The organism is Paenibacillus peoriae (assembly GCF_022531965.1).
Taxonomy (GTDB): Bacteria; Bacillota; Bacilli; order Paenibacillales; family Paenibacillaceae; genus Paenibacillus; species Paenibacillus polymyxa_D.
The window spans coordinates 3588964-3608614 of the sequence record NZ_CP092831.1 but is presented as its reverse complement, the minus strand read 5'-3'; the positions used below and the strand labels follow the sequence as shown (position 1 = coordinate 3608614).

Sequence of the window (19651 nt, the reverse complement as noted above, 5' to 3'; positions counted from 1 at the left end):
GAAAAGCCCTTCTATAATAAAAGAGTAGAAAATGATTTCTAGAGGGGGAACAATATGCGAGTTCATTCGAAGAAAAAGCTGTTGTCGTTGCTCGCCGCAACTATGGTATTAGGAGTTGGCCTTGTGGGCTGCTCAGGTGCGGAAAATGATGGGAATGCGGACGGCACAGCTAAAACTGAAAACGTATACAAAGAAAAATACAATCCAGAAGTCACAATTTCCACGGTATGGGGTGTAGATCCCGCCTTAAAATTTAAAAATGGTGAATCTATCGAAAATAACATTGCGACCAAATGGGCTAAAGAGAAATTCGGTATTAATATCAAATCACTCTGGTCCGTCACGGATACGAATGGTGCATTTGCTACGAAGCTGCGTTTGGCTATGTCCTCCGGTCAGGAGATGCCGGACGTCGTTGTACTGGGGACGGAAAATGAGCAACTGGCACAGGACATGATCGATTCCGGTATGTTTGCAGAGGCTGGTCCGTTGTTTGACAAGTACGCTTCGGATTCCTGGAAGCAGGCGATGAATCAGGATACGAATGTATGGAATCAGTATAGCCGAGATGGTAAGAAAATGGGTATTCCTGTGCTTGATTTCGCCTATAACCATGATTATGTATTGTGGGTACGACAAGATTGGTTGGATAAGCTGGGTATGAAGGCTCCTGAGACGATGGATGATCTGGAAAAAGTGATGGATGCCTTTAAAAATAAAAATCCGGACGGACTGGCTCCGAACAAAGTGGTTCCGCTCAGTATCGGTTTTAAAACATCCATGAACACTTGGATGGGTGACCCGTCCTGGATTTTCGGGGCATATGGCACACTACCTCAGCAGTGGAACAAAGGCGCGAATGGCAGTTTGGAATATGGCTCCGTGCAGCCTGGCATGAAGCCGGGTTTGCAAAAGCTGAGCGAGTGGCTCAAAAAGGGATATATCCCTCAGGAAGCAGCATTGTGGGATGAAAATAAAACGGCAGAACCTACAGTCGCAGGAACAGCCGGCATGATTCCTGGGCCATATTGGATGAGCGGCTGGCCGCTTCAGGATACAGTCAAAAATGCGCCGGGTGCCATATGGAAGCCGATTAAGATTCCAGCAGGTCCTGACAACAAAGCCATGCGTCACGGTACGCAATACACCAATGGTGTTGTACTAATCAACAAACAAATGCAGCATCCTGAAGCTTTTTTCACTTATCAAAACTATTTGTTTGACCATTATGCTAATGCCAAACCGGATAGCGATTTGTCGAATGGGCTGTTTAAGGGCTACGATTATGATTTGGATGCGGACGGAAAGCTAATGTCTATCGATAAAATACCAGGCGGTTATGTAAACTCTATTCGTTATTTGCTGGTTCGTGATGGTGCGCGTATACCTGATGCCCAAATGAAGGCTTTGCTAAGTTTGGCTAACGGCGCAGAACCGAAGACCCGTCTGGAGAAAGATGTAATGGTGAACTACGGGAAAGGTACTCCTGCAGCTGCCAAAGTGCTTATGGAACAGAAGGATATCTCCATGAAAGATCAGTTCACAGGTCCAACTACGCCAACCATGAAGGCTAAAAAGGACTATCTGGATAAAATTGAAAGTCAGACCTTCAATGAAATTATTTATGGCAAGCAGCCGATCTCTGCTTTTGATACCTTTGTGCAGACGTGGAAAACAGCGGGTGGCGAACAAATTACAAATGAAGTAAACGAATGGTATAAAAGCGTCGAAAAGTAAAAACCAATGATGTTGTAACAGAGTAGGAAGGCTGTCCCGAGGTGGGCAGCCTTTTTACTACAGTTTCACCCGTATCGAGTGGAAATGAATGCGCTATCATGGCGTATTTGAAAAAAAGTTTTATTCGTTTGGCGAGCTTAAAAAAATGATTGCTTTTGTGCCATGTATGTTGGTTTTTTGAACTGTCGGGACTGCGAAAACGCTTTTATAATTGAAGTATACCATGAATGAAAGTTACAGGAGGAACTGCAATGAGAAGTCTGCAACGTACGTGGCCATTTCATATCATGCTGCTGCCAGCCATCATTTTCTTAATTGTATTCAGCTACATTCCGATGGGCGGCATCGTGATGGCCTTTCAAAATTACAAGCCTTGGCTAGGCATAACGGGTTCCGAGTGGGTTGGACTGGATAACTTCCGCTTTTTGTTTCAACGGGAGGACAGTCTTCAAGTTGTCTGGAATACACTAATTATTGCTGTGTTAAAGATGTTTTTCAATCTGGTGGTTCCGTTTGTTTTTGCTATACTGCTGAATGAAATTCGCAAGGTCGGACTTCAGCGATCCATTCAGACACTGGTTTATCTACCACACTTTCTGTCGTGGGTCATCTTGGGCGGAATTCTGATTGACCTGTTGGCTACAGATGGATTTATGAACCGTATTCTCGGTAGTTTCGGGATCCAGCCTATCTTTTTTCTGGGAGATAATAACTGGTTTCGATTTACTGTCATTGTTTCAGATATATGGAAGGAGTTCGGCTACAACACCATCGTATTTCTCGCTGCACTGGCGGGTATTAATCCTTCGTTGTATGAGGCTTCTGAAATGGATGGAGCGAGCCGCTGGAGACAGACGCTACACATCACTGTACCTTCGTTAATTCCGATGGTAGTCGTTGTTGGAACGCTTGCACTTGGCAATGTACTGAATGCCGGTTTTGACCAGATTTTCAACCTTTATAATCCACTGGTTTACCAAAAAGGCGATATTATTGATACATTCGTCTACCGGACAGCGTTAATCAATGGGGAAATGGGCTTTGCCACCGCTATCGGCTTGTTCAAATCCGTTATCAGTATGATTCTCATTCTGATATCTTATCGACTTGCTTACAAATGGGCAGGTTACCGCATATTCTGATTCCACGAGGCTGAAAGAGGGAGAGTCATGTATCATAAAACAACGCCATACCGCATCTTCAATGTGTTTAATATTTGCTTACTAGTGATGTTGTCTATCATGTGTATCGTTCCACTGATTCATGTGTTGGCGGTATCATTTAGTGCTAAATCAGCAGCAGATGCCAATCTGGTTGGACTGTGGCCAGTGCAGTTTTCATTAGAAGCCTATAAGAAGACAATGAATAACCCGATTTTTCTGCACTCCATCTGGATTTCTGTCTGTCGGACTGTATTGGGAACCGGCTTGACACTGCTGATTACCTTTTTAGCTGCTTATCCACTTTCAAAGGAAACATCTGTGTTCCGTAGCCGAAACGTATATTCATGGTTGTTCGTGTTCAGCATGATTTTTAACGGTGGTCTGGTTCCATTCTATATGGTTATTCAAAAGATCCATCTCATGGATAGCTTCTGGGTACTTGTTTTGCCAGGAGCGGTCAACACATTTCTGGTCATCCTTATGTTGAACTTTTTTAGAGGAATTCCCAAAGAGATGGAAGAGGCCGCATTGATCGACGGAGCAGGACATTTTCGGACATTGTTTAGTATCTTTTTACCGATATCCATGCCTTCCATTGCGACGATTGCGCTGTTTAGTATGGTATTTCATTGGAACTCCTGGTTTGACGGTCTACTCTATTTGAGCAATGCAAAGGACTATCCGCTCGCGACGTTCCTGCAAACTGTAATTATTCAGAAGGACATGAGTTCCATGAGCATGAGTCCAAAGGAGATGGAATTACTTTCTCAAACGACGGTTAATGCAGCGCAAATTTTCATTGGTGCAGCGCCTATTCTCATTGTATATCCATTTTTACAAAAGTATTTTGTTAAAGGTATGACGCTAGGTTCCGTCAAAGAGTAATAGAAATAATAAGGAGATGATTTACAGTGACGTATCAAAACATAACTAAGTACCCCCCGATTAGTGAGCGAATTCCACGTATGCTGCATGGAGCGGACTATAACCCGGAGCAATGGCAGCATTACCCTGAGGTGTTAGCGGAGGATATTCGTCTAATGAAACTAGCCAAATGTAACGTGATGTCTGTTGGCATTTTCTCATGGGTATCATTGGAGCCTGAGGAAGGTGTATTTACGTTTGAGTGGCTGGATCGTATTCTGGATTCGTTTGCTGAGAACGGAATCTATGCATTTTTGGCTACTCCTAGTGGAGCAAGACCAGCCTGGATGTCACAAAAATATCCTGAGGTGCTGCGTGTGGAGGCTAACCGTGTCCGTAATCTGCACGGGTTTCGCCATAATCACTGTGCTACATCGCCTGTTTACCGGGAAAAAGTACGTATCATGAATACGAAGCTAGCCGAGCGTTATGCTAACCATCCGGCTGTTATTGGCTGGCATATTTCCAATGAATTTGGTGGAGATTGCCACTGTGATTATTGTCAGGAGGCATTTCGCGCTTGGGTCCAGGATAAATACGGTACGCTGGACAAGCTAAATCACGCATGGTGGACGACCTTTTGGAGTCATACGATTACGGACTGGAGCCAAGTTGAGTCCCCGGCACCTCACGGTGAAACACAGGTTCATGCCATGAATTTGGACTGGAGACGGTTTGTGACCGATCAGACCGCAGATTTTATCAAGCATGAGATTGTGCCGCTCAAGGCTGCAAATCCAGCAATTCCGGTCACAACCAATTTGATGGAGTTTTTTGAAGGATTGAACTACTGGAAGTTTGCTGATCTGCTCGATGTTATATCCTGGGATAGTTACCCAACGTGGCATGACCGTGAGGGGGATGATAGCCTTCAGGCTGCTAAAGTGGCCATGATGCACGATATTATTCGTTCAATCAAGGGAGGTAAGCCTTGGATGCTCATGGAGAGTACACCAAGTTTGACGAACTGGCAAGACGTTAGCAAGCTGAAGCGGCCGGGAATGCATCTGCTCTCGTCTTTACAGGCTGTGGCACACGGGTCAGACACCGTTCAATATTTTCAGTGGCGGAAAAGCCGCGGTTCGAGTGAAAAGCTGCATGGTGCGGTTGTCGATCATGTCGGACATGAGCACACTCGGGTATTCGGGGATGTGACCCATGTCGGTAATACGCTGGAAAAATTGGAGGAGGTTATCGGTACATCTGTACCGGCGGAGGCCGCAGTCATTTTTGACTGGGAGAACCGTTGGGGAATCAACGATTCACAGGGACCGCGGAACAAAGGTGTGAAATATGAGGAGACAGCTGAAGCGCATTATTTGGCGCTGTGGGAGCAGGGTGTGCCTGTAGATGTCATTCATATGGATGCAGATTTCTCCAAATACAAACTTTTGGTAGCTCCGATGTTATATATGGTCCGCAGCGGTGTGGGGAAGCGTATACAGAAGTTTGTTGAAAACGGTGGTATTTTCGTAGCAACCTATTGGTCTGGTATCGTAGATGAACATGATTTGTGCTTCCTTGGAGGCTTTCCGGGCCCGCTTCGTAAGACGCTGGGGATCTGGTCGGAAGAGATTGACGGATTGCATGATCATGACCGTAATCACATTTTGCCGGTTGAAGGCAATGAGCTGGATCTGCAAGGGGAGTATGAAGCTGTAGAATTGTGTGATCTCATTCATACAGAGGGTGCAGAGGTACTGGCTGTGTACGGTTCAGACTTTTATGCAGGACGCCCAGCTTTGACGGTGAACCGTTTGGGACAAGGAAAGGCTTATTACATCGCATCACGCAACATCGGACTATTCCACAGTCATTTTTACAGAAGTTTAATTGATGATGCAGGAATCAGTAAAGCGCTCAATGTGAAGTTGCCTCATGGAGTGAATACGGCGATTCGTACCGATGGAGTTCATGATTATATTTTCATATTGAATTTCACGCATGAGCCGCAAAAGATTATGTTGGATGGACGAACTTATGCGGATATGCTTGAAAATCATGTGATAGATGACGGTAGCATTCAATTGGATGCCTACGCTGTTAAGGTTTTAAAGACAGAGCGCAATGAGAAGTATACAATTCGGATGGGAGATGACTTATGAAAACAGGTAACCGCACGATGGTATTTGCGATGTTGATCTTGTTATCCAGCTTATTGTATCCGTTCGGTTCTGTAGGGTTGGGTGCGGCTTCGGCCGCCCCTGCTTTCGCCAAAGGAGCAGATATAAGCTGGGTAGCAGGAATGGAAGCGCAAGGTATGAGTTGGAAGGATAAGAAGGGTGTTCGTCGAGATATACTGCAAATTTTGCGAGATGACTATCAGATCAACTCGGTGCGTATCCGTGTGTGGGTAAACCCTGACATGAAAGATTATGCAAGCGGATACATGAATGCCGAAAAGGCAGCAGAACTGGCGCAACGAGCTAAAAAGTTAGGTATGAGCGTTATGCTGACTCTACATTATAGTGATTCTTGGGCAGATCCAGGGCAACAGAACAAACCTTATGCGTGGCGCAATTTCACATTTACACAACTTATGGATGCAGTCTGGTCCCATACGGTCTATGTTATGGACACGATGAAAAGCAAGGGGGTAACACCGGACTGGGTGCAGATCGGTAATGAGACGAACAATGGAATGCTCTGGGAAGATGGCAAAGCTTCGGTGAACATGAAAAACTATGCCTGGCTCGTCAATACAGGTAATAATGCTGTAAAATCGGTAAGCAGTAGTACTAAAACGATCGTACATTTAGCCAATGGAGATAATGATTCCGTGTTGAACTGGAATATCGGCGGGCTGATTGATAATGGAGCTCAGTTTGATCTCATCGGGCTGTCTCTGTATCCGTCTCCTTCGGACTGGCAGGGCAAGGTGGATCAGACGATTACCAATGCCAATAACCTCATTGCAAAATACGGCAAAGGTATTGTCATCAGTGAAATCGGGATGGAATATAGTGAACCTGCGGCTTCCAAGTCATTTATATTTGCAATCAAAACGAAGGTTCGGAACATCGGAGGCGGTAAAGGTACAGGGGTATTTTATTGGGAGCCTGCTGCAACTCCAGGTTACAATCAGGGTTATAACAAAGGTGCTTGGCAGGCTGACGGTAAGCCAACTTCAGCTTTGGAAGGATTTATAAATTAAGAAGTACGTAAGAGTATATCAAAGAACCTCTGATGCGCATTATATGCAGATTAGAGGTTCTTTACTGTTATCTATGGCTATTTAGAAGTTATAAAATTAGGCTTCTCGGTTTACCTTGAAGAAAGAAATAAGCTCTTCCAGCTCGCCAGACATCAATGTAAGCTTGTCAGAAGCTTTGACAATAGAAGCCATGGATTCAGCTTGTTCTCCAATGGTTTGTTCAATTTGTTTGCTGCTGTCGACTGTTCTGCTAACTGTGGAAGACAGCTCGTCAGAGGTAGCTGACATTTCCTGCGTGCTGGCTGAAATCTGCTCCGTTGCGCTGGATACCTCTTGAATTTGTGACGACACTTTATTAGACGCATCTAAAATTTCAGAGAACATTTCGCCTGTTTGCTTCGTAACTTCTAGCCCAATCTGAACTTCTTTTGTACCAAGGCTGATGCCTTTTACAGTCTGTTCAATTTCTTTTTGGATTTCTTCAATAAGCTCTGCAATTTGTTTGGCAGACTCTTGAGACTGTTCAGCCAAATTACGCACTTCTCCTGCTACGACTGCAAAACCTTTGCCTTCTTCACCGACTCTGGCAGCTTCAATAGAAGCGTTCAGTGCAAGCAGATTCGTTTGACTGGCAATGCCTGTAATGATGCTGACGATATTGCTGATTTCGTTAGAACGGTTCTGCAGCGCATTAACGGAATCAGCTGTACTTTCCATTGTAGTGGAGATGGAGTCCATTTGAGAGGAAAGCTTTTGGGCTACCTGATTGCCTTCAACGGAGCGTTTTTCCATAGAATAAGCTTGATCGGCTACGGAAGAGGAGCTTTCGGCAATCGTTTGGATAACTGTCGACATTTCATTCATAGCTCTGGAGCTTTCATGTGCTGCGTGATCCTGAGCTTCAAGCCCCTGGGTTATTTCCTGAATATTGCTGTTAATGACGTTCGTATTCGTACTGTTTTTCTCGCTAATACTTAACAATTCCTGGGCAGATCCCGTAACTTCTTGTGTCGTATCCTGTACTTTCACCATTGTATCGTTAAGGCGTTTGATCATAGAATTAAATTTTTGATTGATAATGCCAAGGTCGTCCTCACCTGTCTTGATTTTTACATTCAGATTACCCTCGCTGACTTCTTCAATGCCCTTCATCAGGCTACGAATCGGGGAGAGGGTGCGCTTTACCAGTAAATATTGAATCGTTAAGAAGATGGCAAGAAACAGAATGAGCAGTGAAACACCGTATACAAGCAATTTATGAAGGCCGGTAGGTACAGAGCTCGCATCTACGTCAAAGTAAATCGCACTTGTGACTTTCCCGCTTGCATCTGTAATCGGGTAAACAATGGTAGTCCATGTGCCATATTCGTCCGTGTAAAAGCTGCTTAATGCTGATTCATTAGATTGAAGCATTTTATTTACGGCTTGTGCATTTTCGTCAGGAAGAGTGTACATGTCCCCAATGTTCATCTTTAAGTCTTGGAAAGCTTGGACTAAATTTGTGGGAACGCCAATAATGGAGGTCTGATTACCTTCTGTTAGCTCTGTACCAAATATGTAAGCTTGGGCAACATTCGGATAAAAGGCGTGAATAGAATCGAGAAATTTGCGTAGATCTTGTTGAGCAGAGCCGTTATAATCTTTTTCATTCAATGCTTGTTGTACTTTTGTTTTATCAACATCTTCTGCCCATTTTTTAGTCAATACCTTAACTTGATCTTGCAGCTGCGTGGTGAGAATGTTCTTTTGAAGTATATAGCTGGATGTGATGAGAATAGCTCCTATTAATACGATATTAAGAAAAGAGATTAATAGATTTTTACCAAAAAAGGACATAGTTCTCCACTTCAAGTTTTTCACGTTTTCTTCTCCTTTGAATTAGCAATTTAGTTTCATATACAACCTACCCCATATATATTTCGACAATTTGCTTTCTAATTGTTAGGTATTTATTAAAAGGGAGAGTAGAAGGTTATTCAAAAAGAACGGCGGCCCCCTAGTGAATGAAACGATGGGGCCGCCGCTTGTAGGCAAACTGGATTTATGTTGTTTTTCCAACTCAATTCTTACTAAATCACTTTATTGTTCAGACAATATTTAAAAAATAAGATAAATGAGGACAAACGGGTTTGCTTTACACCTATAAATACCTGGATTGAATTGAGGGTTCTTAACTTTTCTGTCCCTTATAAAAGAAGTGAAATGAGCAAGGGTAGTGAAATGAGCGATAAGACTGAGCTAATAACAAATGCAGATGCAGCTTCCGTTTCCAGTGTTTCATAACGGGTAGCAATCATAGCGGCCACAGCCGAGCCGGGAAAAGCGACAAGCAGTACGGCTTTGCTTACATCTTCATGGGATAGTCCTATCAGAACAGCAATACCGAGCATAACAATAGGCATTACGATGGCTTTCAGCACAGCAATGCTAAGTGCTTTTGGACTGAACGTAATCTTCTTGATACCAATGGTTACCCCGATGGCAAATAGGGCTGTACCGGCGGTAACATTGCCGATTTGATCAAACATGGATTGTAAAAGTTTCGGAGCGTGGAATCCACATAGAGTCAATATGACACCAAACAAAGGTACGCAGGCAAGTGGCTCGCTGAGTCCATGAAGGACTGATTTCATAGTGACTTTAAATAAGTTGCCTTTAGTGCCGTCGGATTCTGTTGTTTTGCGCTGGCCGACCGTTCCCAAAATACTTGCAAGCGGATCAAGAATGGCATTAACGACGATCCCGGTAATTGCAATCGGGATGGCGACTGCCGCACTTCCGAACAAGCTGCCCAGAACCGGAATTCCCATGAATGCAAAAGAAGGCTGTGTTGAATTCAATGCGAACATAGAGGATTCAGTCAGGCCTTTTTTGGCAATTAAGCGATAAACAATGAGCAATACAATATAAAAGCCGATTACACCAAGTAGCAAAGCCACAAGAAAGGGCCACTTTTGAATCAACGTCTCTCTTGGTGTCGTCGTAATCCCAATAAACAAATGTGCGGGTAGAGCAAACTTCGTCACGAGTGTATTTAATCCCTTAGAAGAAGCGGGGTTAAAAGCTTTAAACAATCCTGCGAAATAACCAATTAAAATGACAAAGAAAATAGGAATTAAGATAATAAAAATATGACCTGTAGCCATGATGTCGCCTCCAATGAAGATGTCCGCCAAAAATGGCGGACATCAGTTAAATAATCACTTTGCGTATGCAAGTATAAATTTGATGTTGTTCGCTATTTTTTAAACCAGGACCGCTTCCTGACCATATTGTTTGATGGGTTTATATTTACAGTCCCACATCGCATCTCGAACTGCTTGTGCGATATCGTCCGGTTGATGACGCGCTACTCCATCCTGAACTGCTGCCTTGGCCACAGCCACGGCTACCGCTTCAGATACTTCGCGTAATTCATTGATTTTTGGCAGCAGGGAAGCACCAGGCTGCGACAAATCCACCATTTGAGCTACTGCATGGGCAGCTGCTGCAAACATGCTATCTGTTATGATTTTGGATTTTACCACGATTGCGCCAAGACCAAGACCCGGGAACACGAAAGCATTGTTGGATTGCCCAATTTCAAACTTAATATTGTTATAGATCACCGGCTCAAAAGGACTTCCTGTTGCAATCAGGGCTTTTCCTTCGGTCCAGTGGATCAAATCTTGCGGAGTTGCTTCTGCAAGTGGAGTCGGGTTGGACATAGGCATAATTATAGGACGTTCTGTATGTTTGGCCATTTCTTTAACGATTTCCTCACTAAATGCCCCACTAACACCGGAAGTACCAATCATAATCGTCGGTTTCACGCGGCGAATGACTTCAAGCAGAGGGATTTTTCCATCTTCAGCATGTTCCCAGTCACGGCATTCTGCAGCATCACGCGCATAAGGAACCTGAAATGGAAAAAGTCCTTCTGTTTCGTTGGTAAGCAGGCCACGGTAATCATAAGCCCAGAAGTTACGTCTTGCTTCTGCTTCTGACAGTCCTTCCAGCATCATGGCGGCGCTAATTTGGTCTGCATTGCCGATTCCGGCAGCTCCTGGACCAAAGACTAGAACCCGATGCTTGCTCAGTGGGATTCCGGACAATTGAACACCGGACATCACACCTGCGAGTGTAACCGCTCCAGTACCTTGAATGTCGTCATTAAAAGTCAAAATACTATTTCCGTATTTATTGATAATGTTCCGTGCATTGACATTGCCCAAATCTTCCCAGTGCAGCAGAGCATTCGGGAAAAAGGAAAGTGCAGCCTGAACATAAGTGTCAATAAATTGATCATATTGTTCTCCACGTACACGTTTGTGACGATTCCCCATATATAAAGGATCTTCCAATAGCTTCTCGTTGTTTGTACCTGCATCAAGAACAACTGCCAGCACCCGGCTAGGATCTATACCAGCAGCAGCTGTATACACAGCAAGCTTACCAATAGAGATATTAATACCTCCGACTCCCCAGTCCCCGATTCCCAAAATACTCTCGGAATCTGTGGCTACGATCAGGTCGATATCATCAGGGTCCAGGTTCAAATTCTTAAAAGCCTCTCCAATACCCGCCAGATTATCAATAGATAAATACATACCACCAGGCTTGTGATATTCATGACTGTATTCCTGTATAGCCTGGCCTACTGTTGGTGTATAAACAATCGGGAGCATTTCGCTTAGGTGCTCAGAGAGCAAACGATAATAAAGGACCGTATTGCGATTAAAAAGATCATTTAACGCAACATTTTTACGCAAATTATCCGGTTGGCTCTGAAATTGCTCGTAAACCCGTTGAACCTGCTCCTCAATAGTTAATATCGTAGGAGGAAGGAGACCGTCAAGTCCAAGTTGTTTCCGTTCTTCCAAGGTAAAAGCCACTCCTTTATTCAGCAGTGGGTTGGCAAGTAGATCTTTTCCGGTTAATTTGGTTTCGATAGATCCGTCTTCCGTAAAATGAAAAGCACGCATTTTTAATTCCTTCTTTCTAGAAAATTACATTTAGTTCATCCTTGAACAATTCGTGAACAAGTATACGCCTTATTTTAAACCAAGTGAACAAGTATGTTGTGTGAAAAATGGTTATATAAGTGTTTACATAAGAGAAATTATGAAAATAAAAGCGATTTTCAATGTTTTTAAATGAAAATTTCATTTAATTTTCATAATATTTTCGGAAAATATTGATCTAATGTGATGTTTATCATAGTTTTTATAGGTGTGATTCGATTGAGTGTGCATGAAAAATAGCTTAACTTCATTTTATATAAACGAAGTTAAGCCATTTTTTGGGCTATAGGGATGGTTGAGGGACAATTCAATGCTTCGCAGCTTTATATTTTTCGCAGCTTTATATTTAATGAATATCAGGCATTTAATTCTCCAATGCGATTGACGGCTTCATCAGTAACTGTAGCAGAGCGTCGCATCCAGCTGTTACGCCATTTCAATTGCATTATGATGACGAGGGTAAAGGCACAGAACGTAAGTAGGCTCAGACAGATGAAGCCCGGCATATAGGAACCCGTTGATTTGTACAGATGACCCAGTATAAGAGGGAGAAAGTACCCGCCTATGCCACCAGCAGCGCCGACGATGCCGGTCATGAGCCCGATTTCGTTGCCGAAGCGCTGCGGCACGAGCTGGAATACAGAGCCGTTGCCAGCGCCAAGGCACATCATGCCTACAAACAGCAGCACAACTACCACGGTAAGTGGCGGTAAAAACGCAATGCCGGCGAGCATAATCCCGGCCCCCGCATACAAGTACATTAGCATGCGTGAACCACCAATCCGATCGGATAAAAAGCCACCTACAGGACGAAAAAAGCTTCCGGCAATCACACAAACGGTTGCAAAATCGGCGGCATGTACCGCGGAGAGGCCATACTGGGTATTGAAGAAAATAGTCAAATAATTAGAAAGGCCAACGAATCCGCCAAACGTCACGCAATAAAAGGCACAGAATACCCAGGCATCCCTCTGTTTGAGCACCGAAGCATATTGCGACAGATTTTTTGGTGCCGGGCGGTGAGGGCTGTTGCGGGCAAAAATACTGAACAGAATGAAGACGATTAAGATGGGGAGGATGGCCAATCCGAAAACGGCTTCCCAACTGCCAAAATGTTGAGCAATGCGGTTGGCGAACAAAGTCGCAAGGACGGTACCACTATTACCGGCTCCGGCAATTCCCATAGCCAAGCCTTGATGCTCTTTGGGGTACCATTGACCGGCTAACGGCAGCGCAGCTGCAAATGAAGCTCCAGCTACGCCCAGGAGTAGGGCAACAACGTATAATTGCTCCAGCGAATCAACCCACAGCCAGCCGAGCAAAAGCGGGATGATCGTGACAAGCATACCAATCTGTCCTGTGAGCTTGGGACCGATATAATCCGACATGAATCCGAGCACGAGCCGCAGCAGGGAACCACCGAGTATGGGTAGAGCGACAAGATTGGCTTTTTGTACAGGGTCCATTGGATAATCATTGGCAATTACAACGGCCAACGGTCCGATCATCCCCCATATCATAAAACTGATATCAAAATACAGAAAGGAACCAAATAAGGTGGGCTTGTGTCCGCTTTTCCAGAAACTTTTTTTGTTCATTCTCCATCTCTCCTGTTCTAATTGTTGTTCTTTGTCTGCAAAATGTAATTTGAACATGAAAAGCCGCAAATCGCCCCTACATGGTATCTAGGAAACGGTTTGCGGCTTCATTGCCGTGGTTGACACACTTCATTGTGAGTCGACTTGGTATGATCACGTTGGAGTGATTTTAATTCAAATTATAAAAAAGGATCTATTGTATGTCAATATACATAACACAAATGCGAGAAAAAAATTAAATAAAAGGTGAAAATATAGTTTTCATGTATTGAATGTTGACATGACATTCACAATTCAGTAATCTTAGATACATATCGGCACAACGATGTGCCGACTTTTACGGCAACGGTGCCCTTTTCCATTGAATGGAGAAGGGCTTTTTCTGTCTTATTTTATTCTGAGAATGGGGCTGGTTTAACATGATGAAAAAACTGGTCGTCGTCGGCAATGGTATGGCAGGCATCAAATGTGTGGAGGAAATACTCAATTTGGAGCCAGAGCGGTTCCAAATCACGATATTTGGTGCAGAGCCCCGTCCCGGGTACAACCGAGTGCTCCTGTCCAAAATGCTTCAGGAGGAGAGCTCATTTAAACATATCGTTACCCATGACTGGGACTGGTATGAAGAGAACGGGGTAAAGCTGTACGCGGGTGAACGCGTCTGTCGTATTGATGTTGCAACCGGGATGGTGGAAACGGAATCCGGCATGAAAGAACCTTATGACATGCTCATATTGGCAACGGGCTCATTACCTTTCATTCCGCCCATTCCTGGAGTGCGAAAACAGGGAGTAATTGCTTTTCGTGATGTGAATGATTGTGAAACCATGGCTAGATATGCCAAAACATACCGCAGGGCCACGGTTATCGGAGGGGGGCTGTTAGGACTTGAAGCTGCTCAAGGCCTGCTGAATCTAGGGATGGAAACTGAGGTTGTTCATAATGCGCAGTATCTTATGAACCGTCAGCTTGACCGGACGGCAGCTGTGCTTCTGCAGCGAAAGTTGAAGGAACAGGGCATGAGGTTTCATTTGGCGAAGGAAACGGTCAACATCATAGGCCGAAACAGGGCGCAAGGCTTGATGTTTGCGGACGGGAACAGGCTGGACACGGATTTGGTTGTGCTGGCGGTTGGTATCCGACCGAATATCGAATTAGCTCAGGATAGCGGTCTGACTGTAAACCGCGCCATTGTCGTGGATGATTATATGCGCACGAGTATTCCTGGTATTTATGCCGTCGGCGAATGTGCTGAGCACCGGGGGATTTCATACGGACTGGTGGCGCCGCTATATGAGCAGGGCAAAGTGCTGGCAAAAGTTATTTGTGGTCGTGAAACGGCTCCCTATGAAGGGACGATTCCGTATGCGCAGCTCAAGGTAGCGGGGATCCATGTGTTTTCCGCAGGAGACATTCGCGATGAGGGAAACGAGACAGCAGTTATGGAATATAACGGGATGCTGGAGGTTTATAAAAAAGTGATGATGCACGGCGGTGCTGTCACTGGCGCCATTTTGTACGGAGATACGGCGGAAAGTACCTCGTTGCTCGGAATGGTACGGCGCGGGGCGTCCGCTACAGAGCTTACATCCCGGGATAACAGCCGGAGCAAAGCAGAGGATGCGGCAGCCGCACTGCCGGAAGAAGAAACGGTATGTGCGTGCAACGGCGTGAGTAAGGGGGCTATTTTGCGAGCGATTGCCACGGATAAGCTGAAGACGGTGGAAGAGGTGAAGAGCCGGACCAAAGCGTCCGGTTCCTGTGGGGGATGTCGGCCGCTGGTGGCTGCACTGGTCAAAAATAGTTTGTCCCGATCCACAGATTCCGGACCTGTAGTTACTCCAACCGCCCAAGAAATTGTCCCTGTTTGTGGATGTACGCATTACGATCATGATTCGCTTAAAACAGCTATGGTGGACGCAATCTGTCAGACTCCAGGTGAAGTAGTATCCCGTCTCGGTTGGACTAGACAGCAGGGGTGTGAATTGTGTCGTCCGGCTGTACTTTATTACTTGGAATCTCTCGGGTTGCGCGACAGATCTGCGACAAATCCATTAGGGGCTGGCGTTGCGGTTCAGGTCACACCGCAGTACGGAGGAGAGGCGCCCTCTGCGGGTCTGCGCTTTACGAACCTAAATGCCGAGGATCGGTCTTTTGTTGAGTCGGATCTGATGGATCAGGCATTTGTAGAAGTAGCCTGGCTAAGAGAGCGGTTGGCAACTTTATGGGGAAGTCTCGCATTGCCAGCATTAGTTAGAGTTGCTATTTGTCCTGGATCGGCGTATCCCGGAGGTGTACTTGTCCACGATATTGGAATATCTCGTTCTCCAGCAGGCTGGGAGGTCTATGCGGGTGGCCAGGCAGAGCATCCGGTTCGCCAGGGGCACCTGCTTGGATTGGAGGAAGACCCGACAGAAGCGGTTCTGCTGACTGCAACTTGCTTGCAAATATACCGACATAGTGCCCGGTATGGGGAAAAAATGTGGGAGTGGATTGAAAGGACTGGTGTTCTGGCATTACGGGAAAGTGTGCTTGACGCTGCTCTTCGAAGTGGTCTAGCGGGTAGTCTGCGGACCACAATGCTGACAGGATGACGGGTTGAGTTGGAGTTATGGCGAATTATCTATCGTGCAGACGATAAAATTCCGAAAAATGGCGAAAGGAAGGTGGCTTTGATGTGTCAGTCGGGAGAAGGCAAACCGGAAGCTGGGCTACATGTACCGTCAGTAATGGATACGCAGTGCCCGTTTTGCAGCGTGCAATGTAAGATGACCGTTAGCACGGGTACAGAGACACTTGCGGGTATCATTCGTACAGTGTATAAGGCGGAAGGGAAGCATAATGCAGCCTCGCAGGGTAGGTTGTGCATCAAGGGAATGAATGCGCATCAGCATGCGACTCATGCGGAAAGGCTGGTACAGCCCCTCATTCGCAAAGAGGGCCAACTGGTTCCCGTCAAGTGGGAGGAGGCGTTGGATACTATAGCTAGCAGTTTCTCTACGCTACTGTCCACACAAGGTCCTGATGCAATCGGAATTTACGGTGGAGGTTCACTCTCCAATGAAACGGCTTATTTACTCGGCAAATTTGCAAGAGTGGCTGTAGGTACGCGATATATCGACTATAACGGGCGCTTCTGCATGTCGGCAGCGGCATCCGCTGGCAGTAAAGTGTTTGGCATTGATCGCGGACTGACCTGCAGGCTGGCTGATATTCCGTTGGCTCGTTGTATTGTGCTCGCAGGTACGAATATCGCTGAATGCCAGCCGACCTTAATGCCTTACTTTCACCAGGCGAAGGAAAACGGCGCCTTTGTCATCGTAATTGACCCGCGCGCGACACCAACGGCGGCCGCCGCTGATTTGCACCTGCAAATCAAGCCGGGTACGGATGCTGTGCTGGCCAATGCCATGCTAAAGGTCATCGTGGATGAGGGATTTGCGAATGAAGAGTTTATCCGCAAGCGGACCAACGGCTATGACCAGCTGTTGACTCATTTGAAGGGTGTGGATCTGAGAGAATCGGCTGCGTTGTGCGGAATTGAAGTAGAAATGATCCAGCAGGCAGCACGTGCCTTTGGCAGTGTGGAGACGGGCATCGTTTTTACGGCCAGGGGTGTTGAACAGCAGACAGATGGACATATGGCGGTGCGTGCATTTCTTAATCTGGTGCTGGCCACTGGCAAGATTGGAAGGGAAGGATGCGGTTATGGAGCTATCACAGGTCAGGGAAACGGGCAAGGGGGACGAGAGCACGGCCAAAAGGCTGACCAGCTTCCTGGTTACAGATCGATTGAGGATGAAGAAGATCGAGCCTATGTGGCGTCCGTATGGGGAGTGAAACCAAGCAGTTTGCCAGGAAAAGGGGTGTCCGCCTATGAAATGATGGAGCTTGTCCATCAGAAACAAATCCAAGCTTTGTTCGTGATGGGCTCTAATCCTATTGTATCTAACCCGAATGTCCGGCTGGTGGAGAAAGCCCTCAAAAAGCTGAATCTGCTGGTTGTGGCGGATATGTTTCTCACGGAAACCGCGCGAATGGCTGACGTTGTTTTGCCTGTGACATCTTATTTGGAGAATATGGGGACGATGACCAATCTGGAGGGCCGCGTTCTGCTACGGGAAGCGGCGAGGCCCGCACCAGGCGAGGCTAGAGATGACTGGAACATTTTGTGTCAGGTGGCTGCAAAGCTAAACAAGGGCGGCTATTTCTCGTACAGGGATGCCGAGCATATCTTTGAAGAACTGCGGCTCGCCAGCCGGGGCGGTCCTTCCGATTACTACGGGATCACATACGACAGGCTGCGTCGTGAAGAAGGAGTATATTGGCCATGCCCGTCTACGGACAGAGCCGGTATGGATACAATGTTTCGGGAAACCTTTGCCCATTCTGATCAAAAGGCTGTTTTTACGGTGGTTGAAAGCTGTGGAGCAGGAGAGGAGATATCAGAGGAGTACCCGCTTATTTTGACGAACGGCCGTGTACTGGCTCACTATTTGACCGGTGCACAAACGCGCAGAAGTCCGTCGCTGGCCGCGCGAGAGATTGAGAATTATGTGGAAATTCATCCGCGGACAGCGCGACGCTGGCACATCAGGGACGGGGAGTGGGTAGAAATAGCATCACAGCGCGGCAGCTTCACTGTCCGCAGCCGGATCAAACCACATATCCGCGAAGATACGCTCTTCGTGCCCATGCATTGGGGTGGGATACAAAATGTTAATCGGGCGACCCGCCCTGATCTTGATCCGTTCTGTCGGATGCCTGGCTTCAAAACGGCAGCTGTACGCATCCGTCCCCTTCATCTGGCTGCAGCCGCAACCAGTGCAGATAACGAGGAATGGTCGGAGTTCTAGAGCAGGACGGAGTAAGTGACTTTTTCTTTGCATAAAAGGCCAGCCCCCTTGTATGAGTGAGGGAGCTAGCCTTTTTGAGTTGGACAGTTTAGGGCTCGTAATCACAGACTGCGTGACGCCAGTAATTATAAATGCAATCGGGTTTCAGATCTGTCTGCTCCCGTTTTTATTTCTGTTCTGAGCATGGCTTCCCGCCAGTGACAATACAAACCCCAGGCGTGCCCATTTTCTAGCAGCGGTTTGCAGGTATACAAACCTTCCTCTATGGAGTCAACTCGCCCTGCAACGAACAGTCGGACCGCACTGTTGAGTAACACTTGATTCGAAAAGGCTAAAGAAGCTATGCCTTGTAGCACTTCCTCCGTAATGCGCAGTTGTTCAGCGGGGGTCCAGTTATGCTCTGGTACCACCGAATCCAGTCCGTACATTTCCGGATCAATAACCTGTAATGATACCTCGCCGTTAGCAAGCAGGTAAGTCCGGGTCGGCCGATCGATGAACAGATCCTCCGATCCTTCGCTCCCTTGGACGATCAGAGCTCTGTGGTAATTCAGATTTTGTATGAGTTTCGCCGTCTTTTCGAACACGGTATTGTGGAAAACGCCGAATACAATATATGGGGAAGAACCGTAATCAACCAGTTTCTCGGCAGTATTCAGCACTGTGCGAAGCCCCAGTTCTTCGCGAATGGGCCGCATATCTCGCAGGGGCACACACCACTGTTCGGAGGCTACGAACAGTACACCAGTCAGCTTCGCGGCATGAACGGCGATTTCACGCGTCATGTTCCGGGGCGTTACTCCCATTTCCTGCAATAAAAGCGGGAGCGTAACACCCCATTTGGGAGGGAGGGGTGCACTACCATGCATCGTTACAGGAATTCCGCATGAGGCGAGTAGAAAGGCCGTTGCGAAGGTGGCAATAAATGAAGACTTCCTGCCATCATACGGACCGGCGAAATCAATACCTTTATGCATCGGGTAGCGATGGGTATATTTACGGCAGACGTTTACGAATGCTTCCAGCTCGCCAACACTCTCCATTTTAATGCGCTCCGCGGCAAAGAAAGCTCCGATTTGAGCAGGGGTTGCTGACTGGGTCATAATAAGTTCGGCAGCAGCTTCGGCTTCGGCGTAATTCAGATCCCGGGCGCCCCTTTTGCCACGACCCACTTCTTTTAATATTTCTATGATATTCATGTTCAGGCCCCTTTCAG

Annotated in this window: 12 protein-coding genes; 7 read left to right on the top strand and 5 right to left on the bottom strand. The window is 46.3% G+C overall.

The window, feature by feature from the left end; translation table 11 throughout:
- Positions 1-54 precede the first annotated feature (54 nt).
- From MLD56_RS15830 to MLD56_RS15810, 5 genes are all read left to right on the top strand, one after another.
- Positions 55-1737, top strand: a complete 1683-nt coding sequence (locus MLD56_RS15830; protein WP_029517682.1) for a type 2 periplasmic-binding domain-containing protein — start codon at positions 55-57, stop codon at positions 1735-1737.
- Between the two features lie 251 nt (positions 1738-1988).
- Entirely contained in the window at positions 1989-2879 is an 891-nt protein-coding gene (locus MLD56_RS15825; RefSeq protein WP_029517681.1) for an ABC transporter permease, read from the top strand.
- Positions 2880-2906: 27 nt separating this feature from the next.
- The gene (locus MLD56_RS15820) at positions 2907-3785 is read left to right on the top strand and encodes a carbohydrate ABC transporter permease (protein WP_029517680.1); all 879 of its coding nucleotides are present in this window, start codon (positions 2907-2909) and stop codon (positions 3783-3785) included.
- Between the two features lie 26 nt (positions 3786-3811).
- On the top strand, positions 3812-5929 hold the full coding sequence (locus MLD56_RS15815) for a beta-galactosidase (protein WP_029517679.1): 2118 nt from the start codon (positions 3812-3814) through the stop codon (positions 5927-5929).
- Positions 5926-6978, top strand: a complete 1053-nt coding sequence (locus tag MLD56_RS15810) for a glycoside hydrolase family 53 protein (protein WP_029517678.1) — start codon at positions 5926-5928, stop codon at positions 6976-6978. Before MLD56_RS15815 ends, MLD56_RS15810 begins: the two co-directional genes overlap by 4 nt.
- Before the next feature lie 96 nt (positions 6979-7074).
- Here the strand turns inward: MLD56_RS15810 and MLD56_RS15805 are convergent, their stop codons facing one another.
- From MLD56_RS15805 to MLD56_RS15790, 4 genes are all read right to left on the bottom strand, one after another.
- The gene (locus MLD56_RS15805) at positions 7075-8838 is read right to left on the bottom strand and encodes a methyl-accepting chemotaxis protein (RefSeq protein ID WP_029517677.1); all 1764 of its coding nucleotides are present in this window, start codon (positions 8836-8838) and stop codon (positions 7075-7077) included.
- A 326-nt stretch (positions 8839-9164) separates the two neighbouring features.
- Positions 9165-10124, bottom strand: coding sequence for an AEC family transporter (locus MLD56_RS15800; RefSeq protein WP_029517676.1), 960 nt, complete (start codon positions 10122-10124; stop codon positions 9165-9167).
- 99 nt (positions 10125-10223) lie between these two features.
- A complete protein-coding gene (locus MLD56_RS15795; protein WP_029517675.1) occupies positions 10224-11942 on the bottom strand; it encodes an NAD-dependent malic enzyme in 1719 nt (572 codons plus the stop codon).
- 395 nt (positions 11943-12337) lie between these two features.
- Complete coding sequence (locus tag MLD56_RS15790; RefSeq protein WP_029517674.1) at positions 12338-13579, bottom strand: nitrate/nitrite transporter; 1242 nt, start codon at positions 13577-13579, stop codon at positions 12338-12340.
- 419 nt (positions 13580-13998) lie between these two features.
- Here MLD56_RS15790 and nirB point away from each other — a divergent pair, with 419 nt between their 5' ends.
- Both nirB and nasC read left to right on the top strand, forming a co-directional pair.
- A complete protein-coding gene (gene nirB / locus MLD56_RS15785) occupies positions 13999-16173 on the top strand; it encodes a nitrite reductase large subunit NirB (RefSeq protein ID WP_241113303.1) in 2175 nt (724 codons plus the stop codon).
- An 81-nt stretch (positions 16174-16254) separates the two neighbouring features.
- Positions 16255-18435, top strand: coding sequence for an assimilatory nitrate reductase catalytic subunit NasC (gene nasC, locus MLD56_RS15780; RefSeq protein ID WP_241113519.1), 2181 nt, complete (start codon positions 16255-16257; stop codon positions 18433-18435).
- Between the two features lie 125 nt (positions 18436-18560).
- On the opposite strand, the gene MLD56_RS15775 is transcribed toward nasC, so the two are convergent.
- Positions 18561-19634, bottom strand: coding sequence for an anthranilate phosphoribosyltransferase (locus tag MLD56_RS15775; RefSeq protein WP_029517670.1), 1074 nt, complete (start codon positions 19632-19634; stop codon positions 18561-18563).
- Positions 19635-19651 lie beyond the last annotated feature (17 nt).